Source organism: Pantoea rwandensis (assembly GCF_000759475.1).
GTDB lineage: Bacteria > Pseudomonadota > Gammaproteobacteria > Enterobacterales > Enterobacteriaceae > Pantoea > Pantoea rwandensis_B.
This window is the reverse complement of record NZ_CP009454.1, coordinates 279604-303567: the sequence shown is the minus strand read 5'-3', so window position 1 is coordinate 303567 and position 23964 is coordinate 279604. Positions and strand designations below refer to the sequence as shown.

21 protein-coding genes and 1 rRNA gene are annotated in these 23964 nt (G+C 54.8%); 18 read left to right on the top strand and 4 right to left on the bottom strand.

The features are described from left to right. Window positions 1–36: 36 nt before the first annotated feature. Complete coding sequence (locus LH22_RS01325) at window positions 37–873, bottom strand: dienelactone hydrolase family protein (RefSeq protein WP_038643782.1); 837 nt, start codon at window positions 871–873, stop codon at window positions 37–39. A 300-nt stretch (window positions 874–1173) separates the two neighbouring features. Here LH22_RS01325 and udp point away from each other — a divergent pair, with 300 nt between their 5' ends. From udp to tatD, 10 genes are all read left to right on the top strand, one after another. Continuing rightward, window positions 1174–1935 (top strand): uridine phosphorylase, encoded by a 762-nt coding sequence (gene udp, locus LH22_RS01320; RefSeq protein ID WP_038643781.1) that lies wholly within the window; start codon window positions 1174–1176, stop codon window positions 1933–1935. A gap of 87 nt (window positions 1936–2022) precedes the next feature. Continuing rightward, complete coding sequence (locus tag LH22_RS01315) at window positions 2023–3291, top strand: tetratricopeptide repeat protein (protein WP_038643780.1); 1269 nt, start codon at window positions 2023–2025, stop codon at window positions 3289–3291. Between the two features lie 85 nt (window positions 3292–3376). Further along, window positions 3377–4888 carry a DNA recombination protein RmuC gene (gene rmuC / locus LH22_RS01310; RefSeq protein ID WP_038643779.1) on the top strand — a complete coding sequence of 504 codons (1512 nt, stop codon included), beginning with the start codon at window positions 3377–3379 and terminating at the stop codon, window positions 4886–4888. Between the two features lie 75 nt (window positions 4889–4963). After that, a complete protein-coding gene (gene ubiE, locus LH22_RS01305) occupies window positions 4964–5722 on the top strand; it encodes a bifunctional demethylmenaquinone methyltransferase/2-methoxy-6-polyprenyl-1,4-benzoquinol methylase UbiE (RefSeq protein WP_038643778.1) in 759 nt (252 codons plus the stop codon). Window positions 5723–5728: 6 nt separating this feature from the next. Next, window positions 5729–6334, top strand: a complete 606-nt coding sequence (ubiJ, locus tag LH22_RS01300; protein WP_038643777.1) for a ubiquinone biosynthesis protein UbiJ — start codon at window positions 5729–5731, stop codon at window positions 6332–6334. After that, window positions 6331–7968 (top strand): ubiquinone biosynthesis regulatory protein kinase UbiB, encoded by a 1638-nt coding sequence (ubiB, locus tag LH22_RS01295; RefSeq protein ID WP_038643776.1) that lies wholly within the window; start codon window positions 6331–6333, stop codon window positions 7966–7968. The genes ubiJ and ubiB overlap by 4 nt, the downstream gene beginning before the upstream one ends. A gap of 110 nt (window positions 7969–8078) precedes the next feature. Next, the gene (tatA, locus tag LH22_RS01290) at window positions 8079–8324 is read left to right on the top strand and encodes a Sec-independent protein translocase subunit TatA (RefSeq protein ID WP_038643775.1); all 246 of its coding nucleotides are present in this window, start codon (window positions 8079–8081) and stop codon (window positions 8322–8324) included. A 9-nt stretch (window positions 8325–8333) separates the two neighbouring features. Further along, window positions 8334–8999, top strand: a complete 666-nt coding sequence (gene tatB / locus LH22_RS01285; RefSeq protein WP_038643774.1) for a Sec-independent protein translocase protein TatB — start codon at window positions 8334–8336, stop codon at window positions 8997–8999. 2 nt (window positions 9000–9001) lie between these two features. Continuing rightward, window positions 9002–9769, top strand: a complete 768-nt coding sequence (gene tatC, locus LH22_RS01280; protein ID WP_038643773.1) for a Sec-independent protein translocase subunit TatC — start codon at window positions 9002–9004, stop codon at window positions 9767–9769. An 83-nt stretch (window positions 9770–9852) separates the two neighbouring features. Next, window positions 9853–10635, top strand: a complete 783-nt coding sequence (gene tatD / locus LH22_RS01275; protein ID WP_038643772.1) for a 3'-5' ssDNA/RNA exonuclease TatD — start codon at window positions 9853–9855, stop codon at window positions 10633–10635. Here tatD and rfaH read toward each other — a convergent pair. Next, window positions 10632–11120, bottom strand: a complete 489-nt coding sequence (rfaH, locus tag LH22_RS01270) for a transcription/translation regulatory transformer protein RfaH (protein ID WP_038643771.1) — start codon at window positions 11118–11120, stop codon at window positions 10632–10634. The two genes, tatD and rfaH, sit on opposite strands and share 4 nt — an antisense overlap. A gap of 216 nt (window positions 11121–11336) precedes the next feature. Between rfaH and pepE the strand changes: the two genes are divergently transcribed. The 3 genes from pepE (at window position 11337) to fre (ending at window position 14360) form a co-directional block, all read left to right on the top strand. Continuing rightward, complete coding sequence (gene pepE, locus LH22_RS01265) at window positions 11337–12068, top strand: dipeptidase PepE (protein WP_038643770.1); 732 nt, start codon at window positions 11337–11339, stop codon at window positions 12066–12068. Between the two features lie 74 nt (window positions 12069–12142). After that, window positions 12143–13627 carry a 4-hydroxy-3-polyprenylbenzoate decarboxylase gene (ubiD, locus tag LH22_RS01260; RefSeq protein WP_038643769.1) on the top strand — a complete coding sequence of 495 codons (1485 nt, stop codon included), beginning with the start codon at window positions 12143–12145 and terminating at the stop codon, window positions 13625–13627. Between the two features lie 31 nt (window positions 13628–13658). Then, window positions 13659–14360 (top strand): NAD(P)H-flavin reductase, encoded by a 702-nt coding sequence (gene fre / locus LH22_RS01255; RefSeq protein ID WP_038643768.1) that lies wholly within the window; start codon window positions 13659–13661, stop codon window positions 14358–14360. A gap of 45 nt (window positions 14361–14405) precedes the next feature. On the opposite strand, the gene fadA is transcribed toward fre, so the two are convergent. Both fadA and fadB read right to left on the bottom strand, forming a co-directional pair. Then, complete coding sequence (fadA, locus tag LH22_RS01250) at window positions 14406–15569, bottom strand: acetyl-CoA C-acyltransferase FadA (protein WP_038643767.1); 1164 nt, start codon at window positions 15567–15569, stop codon at window positions 14406–14408. Between the two features lie 10 nt (window positions 15570–15579). Continuing rightward, complete coding sequence (fadB, locus tag LH22_RS01245) at window positions 15580–17763, bottom strand: fatty acid oxidation complex subunit alpha FadB (RefSeq protein WP_038643766.1); 2184 nt, start codon at window positions 17761–17763, stop codon at window positions 15580–15582. A gap of 186 nt (window positions 17764–17949) precedes the next feature. On the opposite strand from fadB, the gene pepQ reads away from it, so the two are divergent. The 5 genes from pepQ (at window position 17950) to LH22_RS01220 (ending at window position 23878) form a co-directional block, all read left to right on the top strand. Beyond that, on the top strand, window positions 17950–19281 hold the full coding sequence (pepQ, locus tag LH22_RS01240; protein ID WP_038649731.1) for a Xaa-Pro dipeptidase: 1332 nt from the start codon (window positions 17950–17952) through the stop codon (window positions 19279–19281). Continuing rightward, window positions 19281–19898, top strand: coding sequence for an IMPACT family protein (locus tag LH22_RS01235; protein WP_038643765.1), 618 nt, complete (start codon window positions 19281–19283; stop codon window positions 19896–19898). The genes pepQ and LH22_RS01235 overlap by 1 nt, the downstream gene beginning before the upstream one ends. A gap of 26 nt (window positions 19899–19924) precedes the next feature. Beyond that, on the top strand, window positions 19925–21376 hold the full coding sequence (trkH, locus tag LH22_RS01230) for a Trk system potassium transporter TrkH (RefSeq protein ID WP_038643764.1): 1452 nt from the start codon (window positions 19925–19927) through the stop codon (window positions 21374–21376). An 18-nt stretch (window positions 21377–21394) separates the two neighbouring features. Then, window positions 21395–21931 carry a menaquinone-dependent protoporphyrinogen IX dehydrogenase gene (hemG, locus tag LH22_RS01225; protein ID WP_038643763.1) on the top strand — a complete coding sequence of 179 codons (537 nt, stop codon included), beginning with the start codon at window positions 21395–21397 and terminating at the stop codon, window positions 21929–21931. Window positions 21932–22338: 407 nt separating this feature from the next. Further along, window positions 22339–23878: ribosomal RNA gene (locus LH22_RS01220) — 16S ribosomal RNA — on the top strand. Window positions 23879–23964 lie beyond the last annotated feature (86 nt).

Here is a 23964-nt window from a genome sequence, read left to right as displayed (position 1 = left end):
GCGATAAACAGGGGCGCCGTGCAGCGCCCCTTGTTATTACGCGTTGGGTGCAACGCCATACTGCTTAAACCAGGCCAGCATCCGTGCCCAGCCATCAGCGGCTGAGTCAGCATGGTAGCTTGGGCGATAATCGGCATTAAACGCGTGTCCCGCTTCCGGATACACCACGATCTCCGCTTTGGCATTGGCGGCATGCAGCGCCTGACGCATCTTATCAATGCTCTCTAACGGGATGCTCTCATCCTGACCGCCGTACAATCCGAGCACCGGTGCGTTAAGATCGACGGCCACATCGATAGGATGTTTTTGTTGTTTGAGGGTTTTCTCACCCTCTAACCGACCATACCAGGCCGCCGCCGCCCGCACCTGCGGATTGTGCGCGGCGAACAGCCAACTGATGCGTCCGCCCCAGCAGAAGCCCGTGATTGCCATGCGACGAATATCGCCATCGTGGCGTGCGGCCCAGTTGGCAACGTGATCGAGATCGGACAGCACCTGAGAATCGGGCACCTTGCTGACCAGTTCTTTGAACAGTGTCGGGATATCACTGTAGTCACCAGGATCGCCTTCACGGAAATAGAGTTCAGGTGCAACCGCCAGATAACCTTCCAGCGCCAGACGACGGCAGATATCTTTAATATGCTCGTGAACGCCAAAAATCTCCTGCACCACCAGAATCACCGGCAGCTTGCCTTCATAGGATTTGGGGCGGGCATAATAAGCTGGCAGGTTCTCTCCCTGGCTGGGAACAGACGTTTCACCGGTGTGAATAGCGTCACTGACGGTGGTAATGGTGCTGCTGGCGATGGGCTGAACGGCTGGGGCAAAGCCGCCGGCTGCTGATTTTTGTGCCATATTGTCTTCGGTTTTCATTGTTCTCTCCGTGCTAGCAAGTGCGCAATCACGTAACTATAGCCTGGCCCAGGAGCAAGGCTGACGTAGGGTTCAGAGGGATGTGTACTTATGTTCTTCTTCTCTATTAACACCGCCACCCGAACTTACGCAGTACCGCTTGTAGCAATTCGGAATTGCCGAGCTGCAATGTGTGATGAAAATCACATAATAATTTCCTGATAATGTAAGTTTCATTGTCGATGGTGAAATAAATCACATATTTATGTGGCGCTCTCACGTAGAGTGACACGCATATCCCTTATCTATCAGGAGTCTGTTATGGCCCAGTCTGACGTTTTCCACCTTGGTATCACTAAAGCCGATCTGAAAGGAGCCACACTGGCTATCGTTCCCGGCGATCCGGAGCGTGTGAAAAAAATCGCTGCGCTGATGGATAATCCACAGCATCTGGCTTCGCACCGTGAATTCACCACTTACCTCGCGGAAGTGGATGGCAAGCCGGTGGTGGTCTGTTCTACCGGTATCGGCGGTCCATCGACCTCTATTGCGGTGGAAGAACTGGCGCAGCTCGGCGTGCGTACTTTCCTGCGTGTGGGCACGACCGGGGCGATCCAGCCGAATATCAATGTCGGCGACGTGCTGGTGACCACTGCTTCGGTGCGTCTTGACGGTGCCAGCCTGCACTTTGCGCCGATGGAGTTCCCGGCAGTGGCCGATTTCACCTGCACCACCGCGCTGGTGGCCGCAGCAGAAGCCTGCGGTGCCAAAACGCACATCGGTATTACCGCTTCTTCTGACACCTTCTACCCGGGGCAGGAACGTTACGACACGTTCTCAGGACGTGTGGTGAATCGCTTCCAGGGATCAATGCAAGAGTGGCAGCAAATGGGGGTTCTTAACTATGAGATGGAATCCGCTACACTGTTAACCATGTGCGCCAGTCAGGGGCTGCGAGCGGGCATGGTGGCGGGTGTCATCGTTAACCGTACGCAGAAAGAGATCCCGGATGCCGCGACCATGAAACAGACCGAAAGCGATGCGGTGAAAATTGTTGTAGAAGCCGCGCGTCGCTTAATTTAGTGCGCAAGGCAGCAGGAATTACGGATAAGGAATTCCCTGCTGCCATCACATTGCGCACGTTTTTCAGCTGATACTGAGAAAACAACTATGCGCAAAACGGTTTCTGCTCCGCGTCCTGCCTTTAATCCTACTCCCGCTGCTGCGCAGTCTCGTATTGAGAGCGTGGCAGCACGTTTTCGCCAGGCAATGGCGGCCTCTGACTTCCCCGTGGCACGTCAGTGCTGTGAAGAAGTTTTGCGCGTCATGCCGCAAAATATGCAAGTGCTCAGCGACTATGCGCTAACGCTGATGCGCGTGGGCGAGTACAAAAAATCCTACAAAACCTACCAAAAAATTTATCAGGCCCCAGCCGCACAGCGTGCGCAGGCCTCTGACACCTGGCTCGATGGCTTAACGGAAGTGTGTGGCTGGCTGGAAAAGCACGATGAAGTGGCACGTTACGGCCGCGAGTCGCTGGAGAAGTCGGACGCGATCTTTCGTCAGGGCCACACAGTGGCGTATCCCGCAGCAGCGCCACCGTCTTTCAATCCCACGAACCCAACTGAAAATATCATCTCATTCAGTCTGTATGGCGGCCAACCGCGCTACTGTGAAACGCTGATCAAAAATATCGACGTTGCGCGCGAGTTCTATCCCGGTTGGATGTGTCGCATCTATCTTGACGACAGCGTGCCGCAACACGTCTGGCAGCGTCTAAAGCAGTCGAATGTCCAGTTAGTGGATATGTCACATGAGAAGACCCTATTCCCGACGCTGTGGCGCTTTCTGGTGATGGATGATCCCCGCGTAAAACGCTATATCGTGCGAGATGCGGACTCCCTGCTGTCGGAGCGTGAAGTGGCGGCGGTAGAAGCCTGGCTGCAATCGCCATGCTGGTTCCATCATATGCGTGATTACTTTACGCATACCGAACTGCTGCTGGCGGGCATGTGGGGCGGCTGTCATGGCGTGTTCCACAACGTTGAGCAGCAGATACGCGACTTTATCGGCCAGTACAGCGGCAGTGAACGCTTCACCGATCAGTACTTCCTCAAAGTGGCGTTGTGGCCGACGGTGCGCGAAAGCCTGCTAAATCATGACGACATCTTCCGATTCCATCATGCCCAGGCGTGGCCCGCACACCCGCCAATTCGCTGGCAAACCGAGCGTTTTCACGTCGGCAGCAACGCCGGGTATTCCAGCATGGCGGGCAAGGTGGAGAATGTTGATAACGGCTGGCAGCAGGTTGAACTCACTCACAATGGACAAAGCTGGTGCTATCCCGCCAAAGTGAAGGGCAGTGAGTGGCTGTTGCCGATGCCGTTTTTCCTGATTGATGCATGGAAAGCGGGTGATTTGACGGTGAAAGCGCTGTAAATCATACGCCAGCTACACAACAGTCTGGACATTCATACAGTAGCGACTTACCTTTTCCCTCAGCGAAACGATCCGCGGGGGGATTATGGATCAGCAACTTATCATTAGCGGCGCACTGGCGCTGGCCGGACTGGGCCTTGGCTGGATTTTGGCCCAGTTGCGTGCCGGACACCAGTACGCCAGCTTCACTACCGAACGCCGCCTGCTGGAAGAGGCGCAACAGCGCCAGCAGCAGCAACTCGAACTGTTACAGCAGCAAATTCAGCAGCGCGAGCAAGAACTGCGGCAGCTTCATGGCACGCTTAGCGGTGCACAGGAACGGCTGCAACAGCTCGATTACTGGCGTGGTGAGAGCGAACAGCTTAGCCGGGAATTGCGTAATCAGCTGGAAGTGAACAGTGCGCAGGAAGCTGAACTGCGTGAAGTCACCATCCGTTTAGAAGAGACGCGCTTTGGCGCAGAAGAGAAGCAGCGCCTGCTCACTAACAGCGAACAGCGTCTCAGCGCACAGTTCGAGAATCTGGCCAACCGCATCTTTGAAAACAGCGGACGTCGGGTGGATGAGCAAAACCGGCAGAGCCTCAACGGGCTGATTGGTCCGCTGCGTGAACAGCTGGATGGTTTCCGTCGTCAGGTGACGGATAGCTTTGGCCAGGAAGCACGCGAACGCCATACGCTGGCCCATGAAATTCGTCAACTGCAGCAGCTTAACGCGCAAATGGCGCAGGAAGCGGTCAACCTCACAAAAGCGCTAAAAGGCGACAATAAAATCCAGGGTAACTGGGGCGAAGTGGTGCTGGCGCGGGTGCTGGAAGCTTCCGGTCTGCGTGAAGGCTATGAATACCAGACGCAGGTCAGCGTGCAGTTGGAGCAGCAGGGCAGGATGCAACCGGATGTGATCGTGCGGTTGCCGCAGGGCAAGGATGTGGTGATTGACGCCAAAATGACGCTGGTGGCTTACGAACGCTATTTCAACGCAGAAGATGAAGCCACGCGTGAGCAGGCGATTCAGGAGCACGTCAACGCCATGCGCGGCCATATTCGGCTGCTGGGACGAAAAGATTATCAACAATTGCCCGGTTTACGCTCTCTGGATTATGTGTTGATGTTTATTCCGGTCGAGCCCGCGTTCTTGTTGGCGATTGATCGGCAGCCAGAGCTGATCAGCGAAGCGCTGCAGCAAAACATCATGCTGGTAAGCCCGACGACATTACTGGTGGCACTGCGCACCATCAACAACCTGTGGCGTTATGAGCACCAGAGTCGCAATGCACAACGCATCGCCGACCGAGCTACGCGGTTGTACGATAAAATGCGACTGTTTGTGGATGATATGAGCGGTATCGGTCACAGCCTCGATAAAGCGCAGCAGAGTTATCACCAGGCGATGAAAAAACTGTCAGAAGGGCGCGGCAATTTGATTGCGCAAAGCGAATCCTTCCGCGCGTTAGGTGTGGAGATTAAACGGCCGATCAATCCCCAATTGGTCGAGCGAGCGCAACCGGAGGAGGCGGGCGAAAATTGGGCGGACGATCCCGAGCCCAATGAAAATGTGGCAGATTCCTCCGCCGCTTCTCTGCGCCGCATCAACGAATAGCACGGTGGTCGCGTGCTCGCGTAGCGCGACTCTGATACACTTCGGCAAGAATTGTTTGTGGAACAGGTAAACCCGATGGCAGATGAATCACAGCAGGAAACTACCCATTTTGGCTTTCAGACCGTCGCGAAAAGCGAAAAGGCCGATAAAGTCGCGGACGTGTTTCATTCCGTAGCGGCAAAATATGACCTGATGAACGATTTGATGTCGTTTGGCATCCATCGTGTCTGGAAGCGTTTTACCATCGACAGCAGCGGCGTGCGTCGTGGTCAGCGTGTGCTGGATCTGGCCGGCGGTACCGGTGATTTGACAGCAAAATTCTCTCGCCTGGTGGGCGAGACGGGTCAGGTCGTTTTGGCTGATATCAACAGCTCGATGCTGAAGATGGGCCGCGAGAAGCTGCGCAATATGGGCGTGTCAGGCAACGTTAGCTATGTGCAGGCCAACGCCGAAGCGCTGCCGTTCCCGGATAACTATTTCGATTGCATCACCATCTCTTTCGGTTTGCGTAACGTCACCGAAAAAGAGAAGGCACTGGCCTCGATGTTCCGGGTGCTGAAACCAGGTGGACGCTTGCTGGTGCTGGAGTTTTCCAAACCGCTGCTGGAACCGCTGAGCAAAGCCTACGATACCTATTCCTTCCACATCCTGCCGCGTATTGGGCAGCTGGTGGCGCAGGATGCCGAAAGCTATCGCTATCTGGCAGAATCGATTCGTATGCATCCCGACCAGGAAACCCTGAAGGCGATGATGAACGATGTGGGTTTTGAAAATACCACCTATTTCAACATGACCGGCGGTATTGTGGCGTTGCATCGCGGCTTTAAGTTCTGATTGATCATGACTTTTACCCCGCTTATCACGGGCGGCCTTGAAACCGCCCTCAATCGTGTTCTGTATCGTGATCGCAGCCTGAAAGCCGCGCGTCAGCGTCTGGTGGGTAAAGTGCTCATGCTGCGCCTGCAGGAACTGGATTTCCCGCTGGTGCTGGTGTTTAGCGAATCCCAGCTGGATGTGTTGAGTGACTGGCAAGACAGCAGCGATTGCAGTGTCAGCTTACGCCTCAGCACCTTGCCAAAACTGCGCGATCGCCAGCAGCTGACCAGTTTGATCCGCAGCGGCGAGCTGGATGTGGAAGGCGATTTACAGGTCGTGCAGCAATTCTCCGCACTGATGGATCTCGCCGAACTCGATCCGGCCGAGTATTTGGCTCCATGGATCGGCGACATTGCCGCGCAGGGTGTCAGCCAGGCCGCTCAGCAGGCGCTGAAGTTTGTGCAGCAGCAGGTGACGCGTCGGCAGGATTATCTCGGTCAGGTGCTGACGGAAGAGTGGCGTGTCGCCCCCGGCGCACTGGAGCTGGCGTGGTTCTGTGAAGAGGTTGAAGCGATGGAACGTTCGCTTAATGCGTTTGAAGCGCGTTTAGCACAGCTGGAGGCGAAATGACGCTGGGAGAAATTCGGCGCTTATACTTCATCATCAAGATCTTTCTGACTTACGGGCTTGATGAACTGATCCCCCACATGCGCATCACACTGCCGCTCCGCATCTGGCGGCGCTGCATCTTCTGGATCCCTAACAAGCACAAAAATGAATCGACGGGCGTGCGTATTCGTCTGGCGATGGAGCAGCTTGGCCCGGTCTGGATTAAATTTGGCCAAATGCTGTCAACGCGCCGCGATCTCTTCCCACCGGCCATCGCCGATGAACTGGCGGTGTTGCAGGACCGCGTGGCGCCGTTTGATGGTCTGAAAGCCCAGCAGCAGATTGAACAATCCATTGGCGGCCCTGTCGACACCTGGTTTGACGACTTTGATATTAAGCCGCTGGCTTCTGCGTCTATCGCGCAGGTGCATACGGCCACGCTGAAGTCTAACGGCCGTGACGTGGTGATCAAAGTGATTCGCCCGGACATCCTGCCGGTGATCAAAGCGGATATGAAGCTGATTTACCGTATGGCGCATTGGGTTCCTCGTCTGTTGCCGGATGGTCGTCGTCTGCGCCCGGTTGAAGTGGTGCGCGATTACGAAAAGACACTGATTGATGAACTCAATCTGCTGCGCGAGTCGGCGAACGCTATTCAGCTGCGTCGCAACTTCGAGCAGAGCCCGATGCTGTATGTGCCGGAAGTGTTTTCGGATTACTGCAGCGAATCGATGATGGTGATGGAGCGCATTTACGGCATTCCGATTTCCGATGTGGCGACGCTGGAGAAACATGGCGTCAACATGAAGCTGCTGGCAGAACGCGGCGTGCAGGTGTTCTTCACCCAGGTGTTCCGCGATAGCTTCTTCCATGCGGACATGCATCCCGGCAATATCTTCGTCAGCTACGACCATCCAGAAGATCCGCAGTACATCGCGATTGACTGCGGTATTGTCGGTTCGCTGAATAAAGAAGATAAGCGCTATCTGGCGGAAAACTTCATTGCCTTCTTTAACCGTGACTACCGCAAAGTGGCGGAACTGCACGTGGATTCAGGCTGGGTTCCCCCGGATACCAATGTAGAAGATTTTGAGTTCGCCATTCGTACCGTGTGTGAGCCAATTTTTGAGAAGCCGCTGGCTGAGATTTCATTTGGCCACGTGCTGCTGAACCTGTTCAACACGGCGCGTCGCTTCAATATGGAAGTGCAGCCGCAGCTGGTGCTGTTGCAGAAAACGCTGCTTTACATTGAAGGCATTGGCCGCCAGCTCTATCCACAGCTCGACCTGTGGAAAACCGCAAAGCCGTTCCTTGAAGATTGGATCAAAGATCAAATCGGCATTCCTGCGATTCTGCGTGCGGTGAAAGAGAAGGCGCCATTCTGGGCCGAAAAACTGCCGGAGCTACCTGAACTGTTCTACGACAGCATGCGTCAGCATAAATTATTGCAGCACAGCGTCGATAAACTGGTCAGCGATATGAATGCACAGCGCACGCGCCATCACAAGGCACGTTATCTGTTTGGCGTAGGGGCTACACTGTTATTAAGTGGCACCGCAGTGCTGTTAAGTCGACCCGACTGGGATTTCTTCCCAGCGCTATTAATGGCCGCTGGCATCGTCACCTGGCTGATAGGCTGGCGCAAGACAAACTGATTGTTTGCCTGGTGCAAATCGCGTAATGTCGCAGGCTAAAGCCCGAATTCATACGGGCTTTCTGTGCGTTTCAATTCAAAGTTTTTCACAGAATATTAGAGGCATATCTCATGGGCGGTATCAGTATTTGGCAATTGTTAATCATTGCCGTCATTGTTGTTCTTCTGTTCGGTACCAATAAACTTCGTAACCTGGGTTCGGATTTAGGTTCTTCCATTCGTGGTTTCAAAAAAGCCATGGGCGATGAAGACGATAAAAAGGATCAGCCGAAAGAGCAGGACGCTGACTTTAACGCCAAGACTCTGGCAGACAAACAGCAAACCTCGGCGAGCAAAGACGACGCCCGGGACAAGTAAGGGTTAACTGTGTTCGATATTGGTTTTAGTGAACTGGTATTGGTGTTCGTTATCGGGCTGATCGTTCTTGGCCCGCAACGATTACCGGTTGCGGTGAAAACCGTCGTGGGCTGGATTCGGGCGATTCGCTCCCTGGCTGCTAACGTGCAAAACGAACTGGCGCAGGAGCTGAAACTGCAGGAATTGCAGGACAGCCTGAAAAAGGTCGAAGAGGCGGGCCGTGGCTCGCTTTCGCCGGAACTGAAAGAGTCGATGGAAGAACTGCGTAAAACCGCCGATTCGATGAAGCGTTCTGTGCAGCAGAGCATCGATATCGAGAAAGCGGAAGATGAAGCGAATACCATTCATCAACCGTCTTCTGTATCCGCACAATCTGTCACGGCGAGCCAGCCGCCGGTTACCCCAGCGGCCGCAGAGCACCAGGCCAGTGCACCGGCTCAGGCACCTCAGGCGGTACCGGCAGAGCACCAGGCCAGCGCACCGGCTCAGGCACCTCAAACGGTAACGGCAGAGCAACCGGCCAGCGCACCGGCTCAGGCGCCTCAGGCGGTAACGCCAGAGCACACGGCCAGCGCACCGGCTCAGAAACCTCAACCGGTAACAGCAGAGGCTGCGGCACCTGTTAATACCGCGCAGAATGCGACGCCCACTCCCACCGTAAAAGATGAAAGATAAACATGGCCGTTGAAGATACCCAACCGCTCATCAGCCACCTGATTGAGCTGCGTAAGCGTCTGCTGAACTGCATTATTGCGGTGTTTGCTATCTTTTTGTGCCTGGTTTATTTCGCCAACGACATCTATCACTTAGTGGCTTCGCCGCTGATTAGCCAGATGCCAGCCGGTGCCAGCATGATCGCCACCGACGTGGCTTCACCGTTCTTCACCCCCATTAAGCTCACCATCATTGTTTCGGTGTTCCTTGCGGTGCCGGTGATCTTGTATCAGGTGTGGGCTTTTGTGGCGCCTGCGCTGTATCGCCATGAGCGTAAGCTAGTGATGCCGCTGCTGTTCTCCAGTACGCTGCTGTTCTACGTTGGCGTGGCTTTCGCTTACTTCATCGTGTTCCCGCTGGCGTTTGGCTTCTTCGCCAAAACCGCGCCGCAGGGCGTCACCATCGCCACCGATATCACCAATTACCTCGACTTCGTGATGACTATCTTCATGGCGTTTGGCGTGGCCTTTGAAGTGCCGATTGCGATTGTCTTGCTGTGCTGGACGGGCATTACGTCGCCAGAGGATTTGAAAAAGAAACGTCCTTACATGCTGGTTGGCGCGTTCGTTGTTGGGATGTTGCTCACACCGCCGGATGTTTTCTCGCAAACTTTGCTCGCTATTCCGATGTACTGCCTGTTTGAAGTCGGCGTATTCTTCTCCCGTTACTATGTGGGTAAAGGGCGCAAGGCGTCAGATTCAGAGGATGAGGAACAGAATACCGAATCCTGACAAGGCATCCCCGCGAGCGAGCGGGATGAGCGTTAAGAATCTAAACCGCCCACACATTGGGCGGTTTTTATTTGGGAGAAGACATGTTTGATATCGGTGTAAACCTGACCAGCACGCAATTCGCAAAAGATCGCAATCAGGTGGTTAAACGCGCGCGCGAAGCAGGCGTCACCGGCCTGCTGATTACCGGCACCAATGCGCTGGAGAGCCAGCAGGCGCGTCAGCTCGCGGCACAGCACCCAGGCTATTGCTGGTCTACAGCCGGCGTGCATCCGCATCACGCCAGTGAATGGTCGGCAGAGACGGCGAACACGTTGCGCCGTCTGGCTGAGAGTGAGCAAGTGGTGGCGATCGGTGAATGCGGCCTCGATTTTAACCGCAATCTCTCGGCGCACGACCAGCAGGAGTACGCCTTTGATGCACAGCTGGCGCTGGCAGCGGAGTTACAACTGCCGGTGTTTCTCCACTGCCGCGAAGCGCACGATCGTTTTGTTGCGGTGCTGGAGCCGTGGCTGCCGAAATTGACGGGCGCGGTGGCACACTGTTTTACCGGCACGCGTGATGAACTGGAATCGTGTCTAGCCTTGGGTTTATCGGTGGGCATTACCGGCTGGGTGTGCGATGAGCGTCGTGGCCTGGAATTGCGTGAGATGCTGCCACTGATTCCAGCCGAGCGTCTGCTGCTGGAAACCGATGCGCCTTATCTGCTACCGCGTGATATGCATCCACGGCCGCCTTCGCGTCGAAACGAGCCATGTTTCCTGCCGCATATTGTGCAGCAGGTGGCGAACTGGCGTGGGGAAGAGGCTGAAACGCTGGGTGCGCAAGTCAATCACAACGCACGTCAGCTGTTTAAACTGGCTTAAAGCTTACGGAACTGTTTGTTGTCGACGCTGCGCATCACTTGTTTGTTGAGCAGGTTCAGCAGTAACACTGAGCGGGTTTCGCCATCAGGCTCGGCAAAAATAGCGCGCAGCCCCTCAAAAGTCCCTTCGGTGATGATCACTTCATCACCGCTTTGTGGCGTTTCTGGATCCAGCATAATTTGCGGAACATCGGTTTGCAGCGCTTCAATCACTTCGCTGGAGACCGTTGCCGGTTGCGCGCCAAAGCGCACAAAGTGGCTGACGCCGCGTGTGCTGCTGATGGTGGTGGTGTGAATCGCTTCCGGATCGAATTCGATAAACAGATAGTTGGGGAACAGCGGCTCACTCACCGTGGTGCGTTTACCGCGCACAATCTTTTCCAGAGCGATCATCGGGCTGAGGCAATTCACCTCCTGCCGCTCAAGATGCTCTTTCGCGCGCAACAGCTGTCCACGTTTGCAATAGAGTAAGTACCAGGATTCCATAACTGCTCCCAAATATTGGACGCTAAGAATAACAAACCTGTTGTCAGAGTTATAGCGCATCGGCCAGTGGAAACGCGGCTGTGAAATAAAAATCACTACGAATTTTCCGATTGGTGCGGCTTATTAACGCTTTCTTGCAAGAAAATTGACGGCTGATGACCATCTGTATCAGACTCCTTCCCCATCTTTCGCTCTCATTTGAAAAAGGACTGGCTGATGGAACTGTTCTTATTAAGTAATGGCAAAGTGGCCGATGACGCGCCACTGCTGAGCTACGCTCACCCACAACTGCATGCAATGATCGCCCAGCGCGGTATCACCTCGGCCGTACTGGTACCCTACGCCATCATTCGCGGTGACCATGCGCAGCGTGCGCAAGACCTGTCTGACTCATTGGGTATTCAGGTGCGCACCGTACACGAGTTTGACTCTCCGGTGGCCGCAATTGACCAGGCGGAGTTAATCCTGGTGAGCGGAGGCAACACCTGGTTCCTCAATCAGATGCTGCACGAGCACGGGCTGATCGTGGCGATTCAACGTGCCGTGCGTGAGCGAGATGTGCCTTACGTCGGCTGGAGCGCCGGTTGCAATGTGGCCACGCCATCGATTCGTACCACTAACGACATGCCGGTGCGCAGCAGCGTGGTTCTGCCTGCATTAGGCCTGTTCCCGGTGCAGATTAACCCACATTACCTGGATGCTCACGTCAGCGGGCATATGGGGGAAACCCGTGATGAGCGTCTAGCGGAGTTCTGCGCCGTCAATCCACATGAGTCGGTGATCGCTCTGCGAGAAGCCAGTTTCCTGCACGTCAGTGAAAACCGCCTGCGTTACTACAGCGCGCGCGGCGAAGACTTTAAAGTGTTCCGTCATGGTGAGCCAATCGCCGCACATCACGATGTGCTGGCTATTCAATCGCTGGTGCCTTTCTCCTGTCAGCCAGCTTGAACCACAAACCACAACACGCCAGCGTGAATCAGACCTATAATGGCCAATTCACTCTGGCTGGAAGCTAACGCCGCATGAAATATCAGGATTTACGAGACTTCCTCGCGTTGCTGGAGCAGCGCGGCGAGTTAAAGCGCATCACTCAGGAGATTGATCCTGAGTTAGAGATGACCGAAATTGCCGATCGCACCCTGCGTGCCGGCGGTCCGGCGCTGCTGTTTGAGAACCCGAAAGGGTACGACATGCCCGTATTGTGTAACCTGTTTGGCACACCTAAGCGTGTGGCGATGGGCATGGGGCAGGAAGAGGTCAGCGCGCTGCGTGAAGTGGGCAAGCTGCTGGCGTTTCTGAAAGAACCCGAGCCGCCAAAAGGTTTCCGCGATCTGTTCGATAAAATGCCGCAGTTCAAACAAGTGCTGAACATGCCGACCAAGCGCCTGCGCAATGCACCGTGCCAGGAAGAGGTTTTCAGTGGTGATGATGTCGATCTGTCGCGCATTCCGGTGATGAAGTGCTGGCCGGGCGATGCCGCGCCGTTGATTACCTGGGGCTTAACCGTCACGCGTGGTCCGCTTAAGGAACGTCAGAATCTGGGTATTTATCGCCAGCAGGTGATCGGCAAAAACCGCGTGATCATGCGCTGGCTGTCGCATCGCGGCGGCGCGCTGGATTTCCAGGAGTGGTGCAAAGCCCATCCGGGCGAACGTTTCCCGGTGTCCGTGGCGCTGGGCGCCGATCCCGCCACGATTCTGGGCGCAGTGACGCCGGTGCCCGATACGTTGTCGGAGTATGCCTTTGCCGGTTTGTTGCGCGGTAATAAAACCGAGGTGGTGAAGTGCCTGTCTAACGATCTTGAAGTGCCAGCCAGCGCAGAGATCGTTTTAGAAGGTTACATCGAACCGGGTGACATGGCGCCAGAAGGCCCTTACGGCGACCACACAGGCTACTACAATGAAGTAGACAGCTTCCCGGTATTTACCGTGACGCACGTAACGCAACGTCGCAACCCGATTTATCATTCAACGTATACCGGTCGTCCGCCGGATGAACCTGCGGTATTGGGTGTGGCGCTGAATGAAGTGCTGGTGCCGATTCTGATCAAGCAGTTCCCGGAAATTGTCGATTTCTACTTGCCGCCGGAAGGCTGTTCTTATCGCCTCGCGGTGGTGACGATCAAAAAGCAATATGCCGGGCATGCCAAGCGCGTAATGTTTGGCGTCTGGTCTTTCCTGCGCCAGTTTATGTATACCAAGTTTGTGATCGTATGCGATGACGACGTCAACGCACGTGACTGGAACGATGTGATTTGGGCGATCACTACGCGTATGGATCCGGCGCGCGATACCGTGATGGTGGAGAATACGCCAATTGACTATCTCGACTTCGCCTCTCCGGTTTCCGGCCTGGGCTCGAAGATGGGACTTGATGCCACCAATAAGTGGCCGGGCGAAACCACTCGCGAATGGGGTACACCGATTGTAAAAGATCCGGCGGTGACCGCGCGTATTGACGCAATTTGGGATGAGTTAGCTATCTTTGCCGAGCCGCCGCAGCGCTAAAGGCGGCAGAAAACCATAAAAAAGGGCACGTATGACGACGTTAAACTGCAAGGTGACTTCGGTCGAAGCGATTACGGATACCGTTTACCGCGTCCGTTTAATTCCTGCGGCGGATTTTACTTTCCGTGCGGGGCAATACCTGATGGTAGTGATGGATGAGCGTGATAAGCGCCCCTTCTCACTGGCTTCAACCCCGATGGAAAAAGACATCATTGAGCTGCACATTGGCGCATCTGACCTCAATCTCTACGCGATGGCGGTGATGGATCGCATCAAAAACGATCGTCAAATCACGGTGGATATGCCGCATGGCGATGCCTGGCTGCGTGAAGATAGCGATCGCCCCATTATTCTGATCGCGGGCGGCACCGGTTTCTCCTATGCACGTTCGATTCTGCTGACGGCACTGGCGCAGCAGCCAGACCGCGATATCGCCATCTACTGGGGCGGCCGGGAATTGATGCATTTGTACGATCTGGATGAGTTGAACGCGTTGGCGGTCAAGCATCCTCATCTCAAGGTGATTCCGGTGGTGGAGCAGCCAGCAGAGGGTTGGGAAGGGCGCAGTGGTACCGTACTCACAGCGGTGATGCAGGATTACGCGACGCTCAGCGAGCACGATATCTATATTGCGGGTCGTTTCGAGATGGCGAAGATAGCGCGCGAGCGTTTCTGCGCGGAACGTGGTGCGGTTGAAGCGCAGATGTTTGGCGATGCGTTTGCCTTTATCTGAGTAAAAAAGCCCGCCCGAAAGGGCGGGAACACGTGCATCAACGTATTAAACGCGTTCGAATACCGTCGCGATGCCCTGGCCTAAGCCAATACACATGGTCGCCAGACCAAATTGCGCATCACGACGTTCCATCAGATTGAGCAGCGTCGTGCTGATACGCGCCCCCGAGCATCCGAGTGGGTGCCCCAGCGCAATCGCGCCGCCATTCAAATTCACTTTCTCATTGAGCTGATCCAGCAATCCTAAATCCTTAATGCACGGCAGTGTCTGTGCAGCAAAGGCTTCGTTAAGCTCGAACAAATCGATATCCTGCACGCTCAATCCGGCGCGTTTCAGTGCCAGTTTGCTGGCCGGCACCGGACCGTAACCCATGATGGAGGGATCACAGCCAACAACTGCCATGCTGCGGATGCGCGCACGCGGGGTCAGTCCGAGTTCGCGGGCGCGGCTTTCACTCATGATTAACATGGCGGCGGCGCCATCCGAGAGTGCTGAAGAGGTGCCTGCGGTGACGGTACCGTTAACCGGGTCAAACGCGGGACGCAGCGCAGCCAATCCTTCCAGCGTGGTATCCTCACGGATGACTTCATCTGTTTCATAGCGTTTCAACACACCGTCGGCATCGTGGCCATAGGTCGGCACGATCTCACGTTTGAAATCGCCTCGCTGGGTCGCGGCCCAGGCGCGTTGATGTGAACGCAGCGCAAAGGCATCCTGTTGCTCACGGGTGATGTGATGCATGCGCGCCAGCATTTCTGCGGTCAACCCCATCATGCCAGCGGCTTTCGCTACCGTTCGACCCAAGCCCGGATGGAAATCCACGCCGTGGCTCATTGGCACATGCCCCATATGTTCAACGCCGCCAATCAAACAGCTGTGCGCATCGCCCACCATAATCGCGCGCGCCGCATCGTGCAGCGCCTGCATTGACGAACCGCACAAGCGATTCACCGTGCTGGCAGGCACGCGATGCGGAATTTCTGCCAGCAGTGCCGCGTTACGCGCAATGTTGAAGCCCTGTTCCAGCGTCTGCTGCACGCATCCCCAAATGATGTCATCCAGAGAGGCCGGATCAACGCCGGGATTGCGGCTCAGCAGCTCGCGCATCAGATGCGCCGAGAGATCTTCCGCGCGTACCTGACGAAACGCGCCGCCTTTTGAACGGCCCATCGGTGTACGTACCGCATCAACTATGACTACCTTTTCCATATTCTTTACCTCAGGCACTTTGCAGTGTTGCTTCGTCAATCGGTTGGGCTGCGGGATACCAGCTTTGGTGCTGATGCGCTTTGTGCACTAACAGTTCAGGTACCGCATACAGCGGGCCGAGTGGGGTGTAGCGTTTGGCTTGATCAACCAGATTGCTAAGGCCGAGCGTATCCATATAGCGGAAGGCGCCCCCTCGGAATGGAGGGAAACCCAATCCGTACACCAGCGCCATATCGGCTTCAGCCGGAGAAGCGATAATGTTCTCTTCCAGGCAACGCACCACTTCGTTGAGCATTGGCAACATCATGCGGTTGGCAATGTCTTCATCGCTGAACACGCGTTTCGGCTCGCAAATCGGTTCCAGCAGTGCATCAACAGCCGGATCGGCTCTCTTCTGTGCTTTGCCTTTTTTATCTTGCTCCCACTGATAAAAGCCCAGGCCGTTTTTCTGACCGTAACGTTTGGCTTCAAACAGGACATCAATCGCGTCGCGGTAATCTTTTTGCATGCGGGAAGGAAAGCCTTGTGCCATCACCTGTTGCGCGTGATGAGCGGTATCAATGCCGACCACATCCAGCAACCAGGCCGGGCCCATTGGCCAGCCGAACTGTTTTTCCATCACCTTATCAATCTGACGGAAGTCTGCGCCATCACGCAGCAGCAAACTGAAAGCAGCGAAATAGGGGAACAGCACGCGGTTTACAAAGAAGCCGGGGCAGTCATTCACTACGATCGGTGTTTTGCCCATCTTGCTGGCCCAGGCCACCACTTTACTGATGGTGGCTTCTGAGGTCTGCTCGCCACGAATCACCTCAACCAGCGGCATGCGCGGCACGGGATTAAAGAAGTGCATGCCGCAGAAGTTTTCTGGACGCTGCAGCGATTGCGCTAGCAGGCTAATCGGAATGGTCGACGTGTTGGAGGCGAGTACGGCATCCTCGCGCAGGTGTTGCTCGGTTTCTGCCAACACTTTGGCCTTGATTTGCGGATTCTCGACCACGGCCTCGACCACCGCATCGGCACGTTCGAAACCGGCGTAATCCAGCGTGGGCTGAATCGTCGTGAGGACGCTCGCCAGTTTGGCGCCGTTGATCTTGCCGCGTTCCAGTTGCTTGTTAAGAAGGTTACTGGCTTCCGTCATCCCCAGCGTCAGCGCCTGCGGATTAATATCTTTCATTTTCACCGGCACGCCTTTCCATGCCGACTGATAAGCAATCCCCCCTCCCATAATGCCTGCGCCCAACACGGCGGCCTGCTGCGGTGCACCGGCTGCGTTGCTGTGCTTTTTCGCCAGGCCTTTGACATATTGATCGTTCAGGAAGATACCGACCAGCGCGCGCGCCACATCGCTTTGTGCCAGCGGCACGAATGCAGCGGTTTCCAGTTTTAATGCATCGTCACGACTTAAACCGGCTGCCGCTTCAATGGTTTTCACCGCGGTAATAGGCGCGGGATAATGCTTGCCTGCTGTTTGCATCACCATGCTTTTGGCAATGGTGAAGCTCATCGCCGCTTCAATCGGGCTTAATTTCAGTGGGGCCAGCTTAGGTGCCCGACGCGCCTGCCAGCTGCCTTGCGCAACCGCATCCTGCAACATAGTGAGTGCCGCAGCGCGTAGTTTTTCGCTGTTCACTACCGCATCGACCAGGCCGAGTTGCAGAGCGCTGGTGCCATCAACGTCTTTTCCTGCGGCGATGATTTCCAGTGCGCTATCAGCGCCGAGCAAACGTGGCAAGCGCACGCTGCCGCCAAAGCCTGGCATGATGCCGAGTTTGGTTTCCGGCAAGCCGATGCGGGCGCTGGGCGTCGCGACGCGAAAGTCGGTCGCCAGCACGCATTCGCAGCCGCCACCCAGCGCGTAGCCGTCAATAGCTGCAACGGTCGGCACCGGCAAATCTTCCAGACGGTTAAAGATGCTGTTCGCAAATGCCAGCCATTGGCTCAGCTTCTCTTCAGGCGCATCAAACAGCGACAGGAATTCGGTGATATCGGCACCGACAATGAATGCTGGTTTGGCCGATGTGAGCAGCAGGCCACGCAGATCGGGCTGCTGTTCCAGCACGCTGAGTGCGTCGCCCAATGAAGCGACGGTTTTAGTGTCGAGTTTGTTCACTGAACCGGGGGCATCAAAAACCAGTTCTGCAATGCCATCATCAAGCCAGTGAACTGAAAGGGTATCGCCTTGGTAGAGCATGTCCGTCTCCTGAAACCGCGAAAGGTGATCTGGTCATACCAGATGAATGGGAGTGTGGGCGGCATGTTAATTTTTTGCAAACGAGTCTTTGATTATTTGGTACGCCGATCACAGCGTGTGCAGCACGGCAACGCTGTCGTGGCTGTGCTACACTGCGGCCAATTTCGCGATATTGGAGACAAGTCCATGGATTCACTGAAAACCCTGTATCACGCGCATATCAATACGCTGCAACAGCGCGCGCAACAGGTGCTAGCACGCTTTAAGCTTGATGCGATGTTGATTCACTCTGGCGAGCTGTTAACCGTTTTCCTCGACGATCACGACTATCCGTTTAAGGTGAATCCGCAATTTAAAGCCTGGGTGCCGGTGACGCAGGTGCCCAACTGCTGGTTATGGATCGATGGTGTTAACAAGCCAAAACTGTGGTTCTACTCGCCGGTGGATTACTGGCATAACGTCGAGCCATTGCCCAACAGCTTCTGGACTCAGGATGTTGAGGTGGTGGGCCTGAAAGATGCCGATGAGATTGGGCAACTGCTGCCGGCTCAGCGCGACAATGTGGCTTATATCGGACCTGTGCCATCTCGAGCCACGCAACTCGGCATTCAGAGCGATCGCGTGAATCCAAAAGGCGTTATCGACTTCCTTCATTATCATCGCAGCATTAAAACTGACTACGAACTGGCCTGTATGCGTGAGGCGCAGAAGCTTGCCGTGGCGGGGCATCGTGCGGCGAAAGAAGCCTTCTTCTCGGGGATGAGCGAGTTCGACATAAACCAGGCATATCTGACTGCGACCGGCCATCGTGATACCGACGTGCCATACGGCAATATTATCGCGCTCAACGAACATGCTGCGGTGCTGCACTACACCAAACTCGACCATCAGCCACCGGTGAAACGTCATAGCTTCCTGATTGATGCCGGTGCCGAATATCTTGGTTATGCCGCCGACCTGACGCGCAGCTATGCAGCACAAAGCAAATCGCGCTATGCCGAAATGGTGGAGGCGATGAATAAAGAAGAGCTGGCGCTGATTGCGACGTTGAAAGCGGGCGTGCGATACACCGATTATCATCTGCAAATGCATCAGCGTATCGCCCGTCTATTGCTGAAGTTCGACCTGGTGAAAGGTTTAACCGAAGAGGTGCTGGTGGCGGAAGACCTGACCGGTCCGTTTATGCCACACGGTTTGGGGCATCCGCTGGGCTTGCAGGTGCACGACGTTGCCGGCTTTATGCAAGATGACAACGGCACGCATATGGCTGCACCGTCGCAATATCCTTATCTGCGCTGTACCCGTGTGCTGGAACCGGGCATGGTGCTGACCATCGAGCCCGGTTTCTACATTATCGATTCACTGCTGGCGAAACTCCGTGGTGGTAAGTACAGCCAGTACTTTGACTGGCAGGCGATCGACGCATTGAAACCGTACGGTGGTATTCGTATCGAAGATAATGTGGTGATCCACGCTAATCGCGTTGAAAACATGACGCGCGATCTGCATCTGGCCTGATGGAGGCGTACGATATTCCCGCTGAGGCTGTGAGTCTCAGTGAGGAAACCATTAAGAAAAGCCGTTTTATCACCTATCTGGCACATACCGATGGCGTTGAGGCGGCACGCGGTCTCGTTCAGCAGGTAAAGCAAGAACATCCTGCGGCACGTCATCACTGCTGGGCGTGGGTTGCGGGTGCGCCGGATGATTCGCAGCAGTTGGGGTTCTCCGATGACGGTGAGCCTTCCGGCACCGCAGGCAAGCCTATGCTGGCACAGCTGATGGGGAGCGGCGTGGGCGAGATTACGGCAGTGGTCGTGCGCTATTATGGCGGCATTATGTTGGGTACGGGTGGATTAGTTAAAGCGTATGGTGGTGGCGTGCAGCAGGGGCTGAAGCACCTGGCGCGTGCGCGTAAAGTGCCGATGCAATCTTTTACCCTGCAATGTGACTATGCCCAGTTAAGTGATATTGAACGTCTGTTGCAACGTTTTGACGGCATCATCGAAGAGAGCCATTATCAGGATCGTATTGCGCTACGTTTGGCGTTGCCGCATCCGCAGATCGATGGCTTTCGGCAAAACCTTTCTGATTACAGCCGGGGCGCGCTGACGCTCATCCCGCTGGACAACTAAAAGCATCTGTTTAAAGGAACGGCTGAATGCATTTTCGCGCCATTACCCGCATCGTGGGCCTGTTGGTGATTTTATTCTCGGTAACTATGATCTTGCCGGGGCTGGTGGCCTTGATTTATCGCGATGGCGCCGGACGTGCGTTTAGCCAGACATTTATGATGGCGATTGTGATTGGCTCGCTGCTGTGGTGGCCGAATCGCAAAAAGAAAACTGAGCTTAAACCGCGCGAAGGGTTTCTGATTGTCGTGCTTTTTTGGACCGTGTTGGGCAGTGTCGGTGCGATGCCCTTCATTTTTGCCGAACAGCCGCACCTTTCGGTCACTGATGCTTTCTTTGAATCCTTCTCCGGGCTGACCACTACCGGCGCGACCACGTTAGTCGGCCTCGATACCTTACCTAAAGCGATTCTGTTTTATCGTCAAATGCTGCAGTGGCTGGGCGGTATGGGGATCATCGTACTGGCCGTAGCCATCTTGCCGATTCTGGGCGTTGGTGGTATGCAGCTGTATCGCGCTGAAATGCCGGGGCCGCTGAAAGATAACAAAATGCGCCCGCGTATTGCCGAAACGGCTAAAACGTTGTGGCTCATCTATGTATTGCTTACCGTAGCGTGTGCGGTGGCGTTGTGGCTGGCAGGCATGCCAATGTTTGATGCGATAGGCCACAGCTTCTCCACCATCGCGATTGGTGGTTTCTCTACGCATGATGCGAGTATCGGCTACTTCAACAGTCCTACTATCAATACCATTGTGGCGGTGTTCCTGCTGATCTCCGGCTGTAATTATGGTCTGCACTTCTCTTTATTGAGCGGCCGTAGCCTCAAAGTTTACTGGCGCGATCCCGAATTCCGCATGTTTATTGGCGTACAGCTGACGTTAGTGCTGATCTGTACGGTAGTGCTGTGGTTCCACAACGTCTATGCCAGCGGTTGGCAAACACTGAACCAGGCCTTTTTCCAGGTGGTATCGATGGCGACAACGGCAGGATTTACCACCGATAGCATTGCGCGCTGGCCATTGTTCCTACCGGTGCTGTTGCTCTGCTCTGCTTTTATCGGCGGTATGGCGGGATCGACGGGTGGTGGATTAAAGGTCATTCGTATTTTACTGCTGTTCAAGCAGGGCTCGCGTGAGTTGAAGCGGTTGGTGCATCCGAACGCGGTCTATACCATTAAGTTGGGTAATCGCGCGCTGCCGGAACGCATCCTTGAAGCCGTGTGGGGATTTTTCTCCGCTTATGCACTGGTGTTCTTACTCAGCATGCTGGCCATCATCGCCACGGGCGTCGATGACTTCTCCGCTTTTGCTGCTGTGGCCGCCACGCTGAACAACCTTGGGCCAGGCCTGGGCGTTGTGGCAGACAACTTCACTTCTATGAATGATGTGGCTAAGTGGATTTTGATTTTGACCATGTTGTTTGGGCGTCTTGAGGTGTTCACACTGCTGGTCCTGTTCACCCCGACTTTCTGGCGTGAATAAGAGAAACAGGATTATCTAATGAAAGCTTTAATTCTATATTCCAGCCGCGATGGGCAAACCCGCGAGATCGCGGCGCGTATTGCGCAGACATTAGCGCCGCAACAGCTGTGCGATGTGATTGATTTGCTGGAAGCGCAAAAAGTTGAGTGGGCGCAGTATGATCGCGTGCTGATTGGTGCATCGATCCGTTACGGGCATTTCCATCCGGCATTGATGAAGTTTGTCACTCAGCACAAGGCTGAGCTGCACCAGCGCGTCAGTGGCTTTTTCAGCGTCAACCTTACCGCGCGAAAAGCGGATAAATGCACGCCAGCGACTAATGCGTACACGCACAAGTTTCTCGAGCAATCCCCCTGGCAGCCAGATTGCTGTGCAGTATTTGCCGGCGCGCTGCGCTACCCCCGTTATCGCTGGTTTGATCGTGTCATGATTCAACTGATTATGCGTATGACGGGCGGTGAGACGGATACCTCTAAAGAAGTGGAATACACCGATTGGAATAAAGTGGCGGTTTTTGCCCAGGATTTTGTGCAGTTACCAGGCAAATCGTTGTGAAATAGAGCGTTGTGGCTAAATTTAGGTCGAACGATCATTTTTTTGCAATAAACCCTTGTCAGCTCCGAATAACTCCCTATAATGCGCCACCACTGAGACGGCAAAGCGGCAACGCAGACGGCTCAGCAGGGAGTGAGAAATTCACCCCGCCGGAGAAAAACGCTGAAAAAAGTGTTTGACTCTGAAGGAGGAAAGCGTAATATACGCCACCTCGCAACAGCAGCTTAAGGCGCTGATTGCACCGCTCTTTAACAATTTATCAGACAATCTGTGTGGGCACTCGCAGGATTGATATCAGCGTCTCCGGACGTAAAAAATATCAAGTCTCACGAGTGAACACATAATGAAATTCATTATGACGTTTTACAGATGAGCATCGCTGCACTTGTTGCAGCAAATCAAACTTTAAATTGAAGAGTTTGATCATGGCTCAGATTGAACGCTGGCGGCAGGCCTAACACATGCAAGTCGAACGGTAGCACAGAGAGCTTGCTCTCGGGTGACGAGTGGCGGACGGGTGAGTAATGTCTGGGAAACTGCCCGATGGAGGGGGATAACTACTGGAAACGGTAGCTAATACCGCATAACGTCTTCGGACCAAAGTGGGGGACCTTCGGGCCTCACACCATCGGATGTGCCCAGATGGGATTAGCTAGTAGGTGGGGTAATGGCTCACCTAGGCGACGATCCCTAGCTGGTCTGAGAGGATGACCAGCCACACTGGAACTGAGACACGGTCCAGACTCCTACGGGAGGCAGCAGTGGGGAATATTGCACAATGGGCGCAAGCCTGATGCAGCCATGCCGCGTGTATGAAGAAGGCCTTCGGGTTGTAAAGTACTTTCAGCGGGGAGGAAGGCGTTAAGGTTAATAACCTTGGCGATTGACGTTACCCGCAGAAGAAGCACCGGCTAACTCCGTGCCAGCAGCCGCGGTAATACGGAGGGTGCAAGCGTTAATCGGAATTACTGGGCGTAAAGCGCACGCAGGCGGTCTGTCAAGTCGGATGTGAAATCCCCGGGCTTAACCTGGGAACTGCATTCGAAACTGGCAGGCTAGAGTCTTGTAGAGGGGGGTAGAATTCCAGGTGTAGCGGTGAAATGCGTAGAGATCTGGAGGAATACCGGTGGCGAAGGCGGCCCCCTGGACAAAGACTGACGCTCAGGTGCGAAAGCGTGGGGAGCAAACAGGATTAGATACCCTGGTAGTCCACGCCGTAAACGATGTCGACTTGGAGGTTGTGCCCTTGAGGCGTGGCTTCCGGAGCTAACGCGTTAAGTCGACCGCCTGGGGAGTACGGCCGCAAGGTTAAAACTCAAATGAATTGACGGGGGCCCGCACAAGCGGTGGAGCATGTGGTTTAATTCGATGCAACGCGAAGAACCTTACCTACTCTTGACATCCAGCGAATTCGGTAGAGATACCTTAGTGCCTTCGGGAACGCTGAGACAGGTGCTGCATGGCTGTCGTCAGCTCGTGTTGTGAAATGTTGGGTTAAGTCCCGCAACGAGCGCAACCCTTATCCTTTGTTGCCAGCGGTCCGGCCGGGAACTCAAAGGAGACTGCCAGTGATAAACTGGAGGAAGGTGGGGATGACGTCAAGTCATCATGGCCCTTACGAGTAGGGCTACACACGTGCTACAATGGCGCATACAAAGAGAAGCGACCTCGCGAGAGCAAGCGGACCTCATAAAGTGCGTCGTAGTCCGGATTGGAGTCTGCAACTCGACTCCATGAAGTCGGAATCGCTAGTAATCGTAGATCAGAATGCTACGGTGAATACGTTCCCGGGCCTTGTACACACCGCCCGTCACACCATGGGAGTGGGTTGCAAAAGAAGTAGGTAGCTTAACCTTCGGGAGGGCGCTTACCACTTTGTGATTCATGACTGGGGTGAAGTCGTAACAAGGTAACCGTAGGGGAACCTGCGGTTGGATCACCTCCTTACCTGAAGATACCTTCCCGCGCAGTGCTCACACAGATTGTCTGATAGAAAAGTAATGAGCAAGACGGCTGCGAAGTCGTGACACTAT

Bases quoted from the DNA above. Each gene is read 5' to 3' on its own strand.
- pepQ (WP_038649731.1), top strand. From the start codon at position 17,950: ATGGATTCACTGAAAACCCTGTATCACGCGCATATCAATACGCTGCAA.
- udp (WP_038643781.1), top strand. From the start codon at position 1,174: ATGGCCCAGTCTGACGTTTTCCACCTTGGTATCACTAAAGCCGATCTG.
- LH22_RS01315 (WP_038643780.1), top strand. From the start codon at position 2,023: ATGCGCAAAACGGTTTCTGCTCCGCGTCCTGCCTTTAATCCTACTCCC.
- rmuC (WP_038643779.1), top strand. From the start codon at position 3,377: ATGGATCAGCAACTTATCATTAGCGGCGCACTGGCGCTGGCCGGACTG.
- tatA (WP_038643775.1), top strand. From the start codon at position 8,079: ATGGGCGGTATCAGTATTTGGCAATTGTTAATCATTGCCGTCATTGTT.
- rfaH (WP_038643771.1), bottom strand. From the start codon at position 11,120: ATGGAATCCTGGTACTTACTCTATTGCAAACGTGGACAGCTGTTGCGC.
- fre (WP_038643768.1), top strand. From the start codon at position 13,659: ATGACGACGTTAAACTGCAAGGTGACTTCGGTCGAAGCGATTACGGAT.
- trkH (WP_038643764.1), top strand. From the start codon at position 19,925: ATGCATTTTCGCGCCATTACCCGCATCGTGGGCCTGTTGGTGATTTTA.
- ubiB (WP_038643776.1), top strand. From the start codon at position 6,331: ATGACGCTGGGAGAAATTCGGCGCTTATACTTCATCATCAAGATCTTT.
- LH22_RS01325 (WP_038643782.1), bottom strand. From the start codon at position 873: ATGAAAACCGAAGACAATATGGCACAAAAATCAGCAGCCGGCGGCTTT.
- pepE (WP_038643770.1), top strand. From the start codon at position 11,337: ATGGAACTGTTCTTATTAAGTAATGGCAAAGTGGCCGATGACGCGCCA.
- LH22_RS01235 (WP_038643765.1), top strand. From the start codon at position 19,281: ATGGAGGCGTACGATATTCCCGCTGAGGCTGTGAGTCTCAGTGAGGAA.
- ubiJ (WP_038643777.1), top strand. From the start codon at position 5,729: ATGACTTTTACCCCGCTTATCACGGGCGGCCTTGAAACCGCCCTCAAT.
- tatC (WP_038643773.1), top strand. From the start codon at position 9,002: ATGGCCGTTGAAGATACCCAACCGCTCATCAGCCACCTGATTGAGCTG.
- ubiE (WP_038643778.1), top strand. From the start codon at position 4,964: ATGGCAGATGAATCACAGCAGGAAACTACCCATTTTGGCTTTCAGACC.
- hemG (WP_038643763.1), top strand. From the start codon at position 21,395: ATGAAAGCTTTAATTCTATATTCCAGCCGCGATGGGCAAACCCGCGAG.
- tatD (WP_038643772.1), top strand. From the start codon at position 9,853: ATGTTTGATATCGGTGTAAACCTGACCAGCACGCAATTCGCAAAAGAT.
- ubiD (WP_038643769.1), top strand. From the start codon at position 12,143: ATGAAATATCAGGATTTACGAGACTTCCTCGCGTTGCTGGAGCAGCGC.
- fadB (WP_038643766.1), bottom strand. From the start codon at position 17,763: ATGCTCTACCAAGGCGATACCCTTTCAGTTCACTGGCTTGATGATGGC.
- fadA (WP_038643767.1), bottom strand. From the start codon at position 15,569: ATGGAAAAGGTAGTCATAGTTGATGCGGTACGTACACCGATGGGCCGT.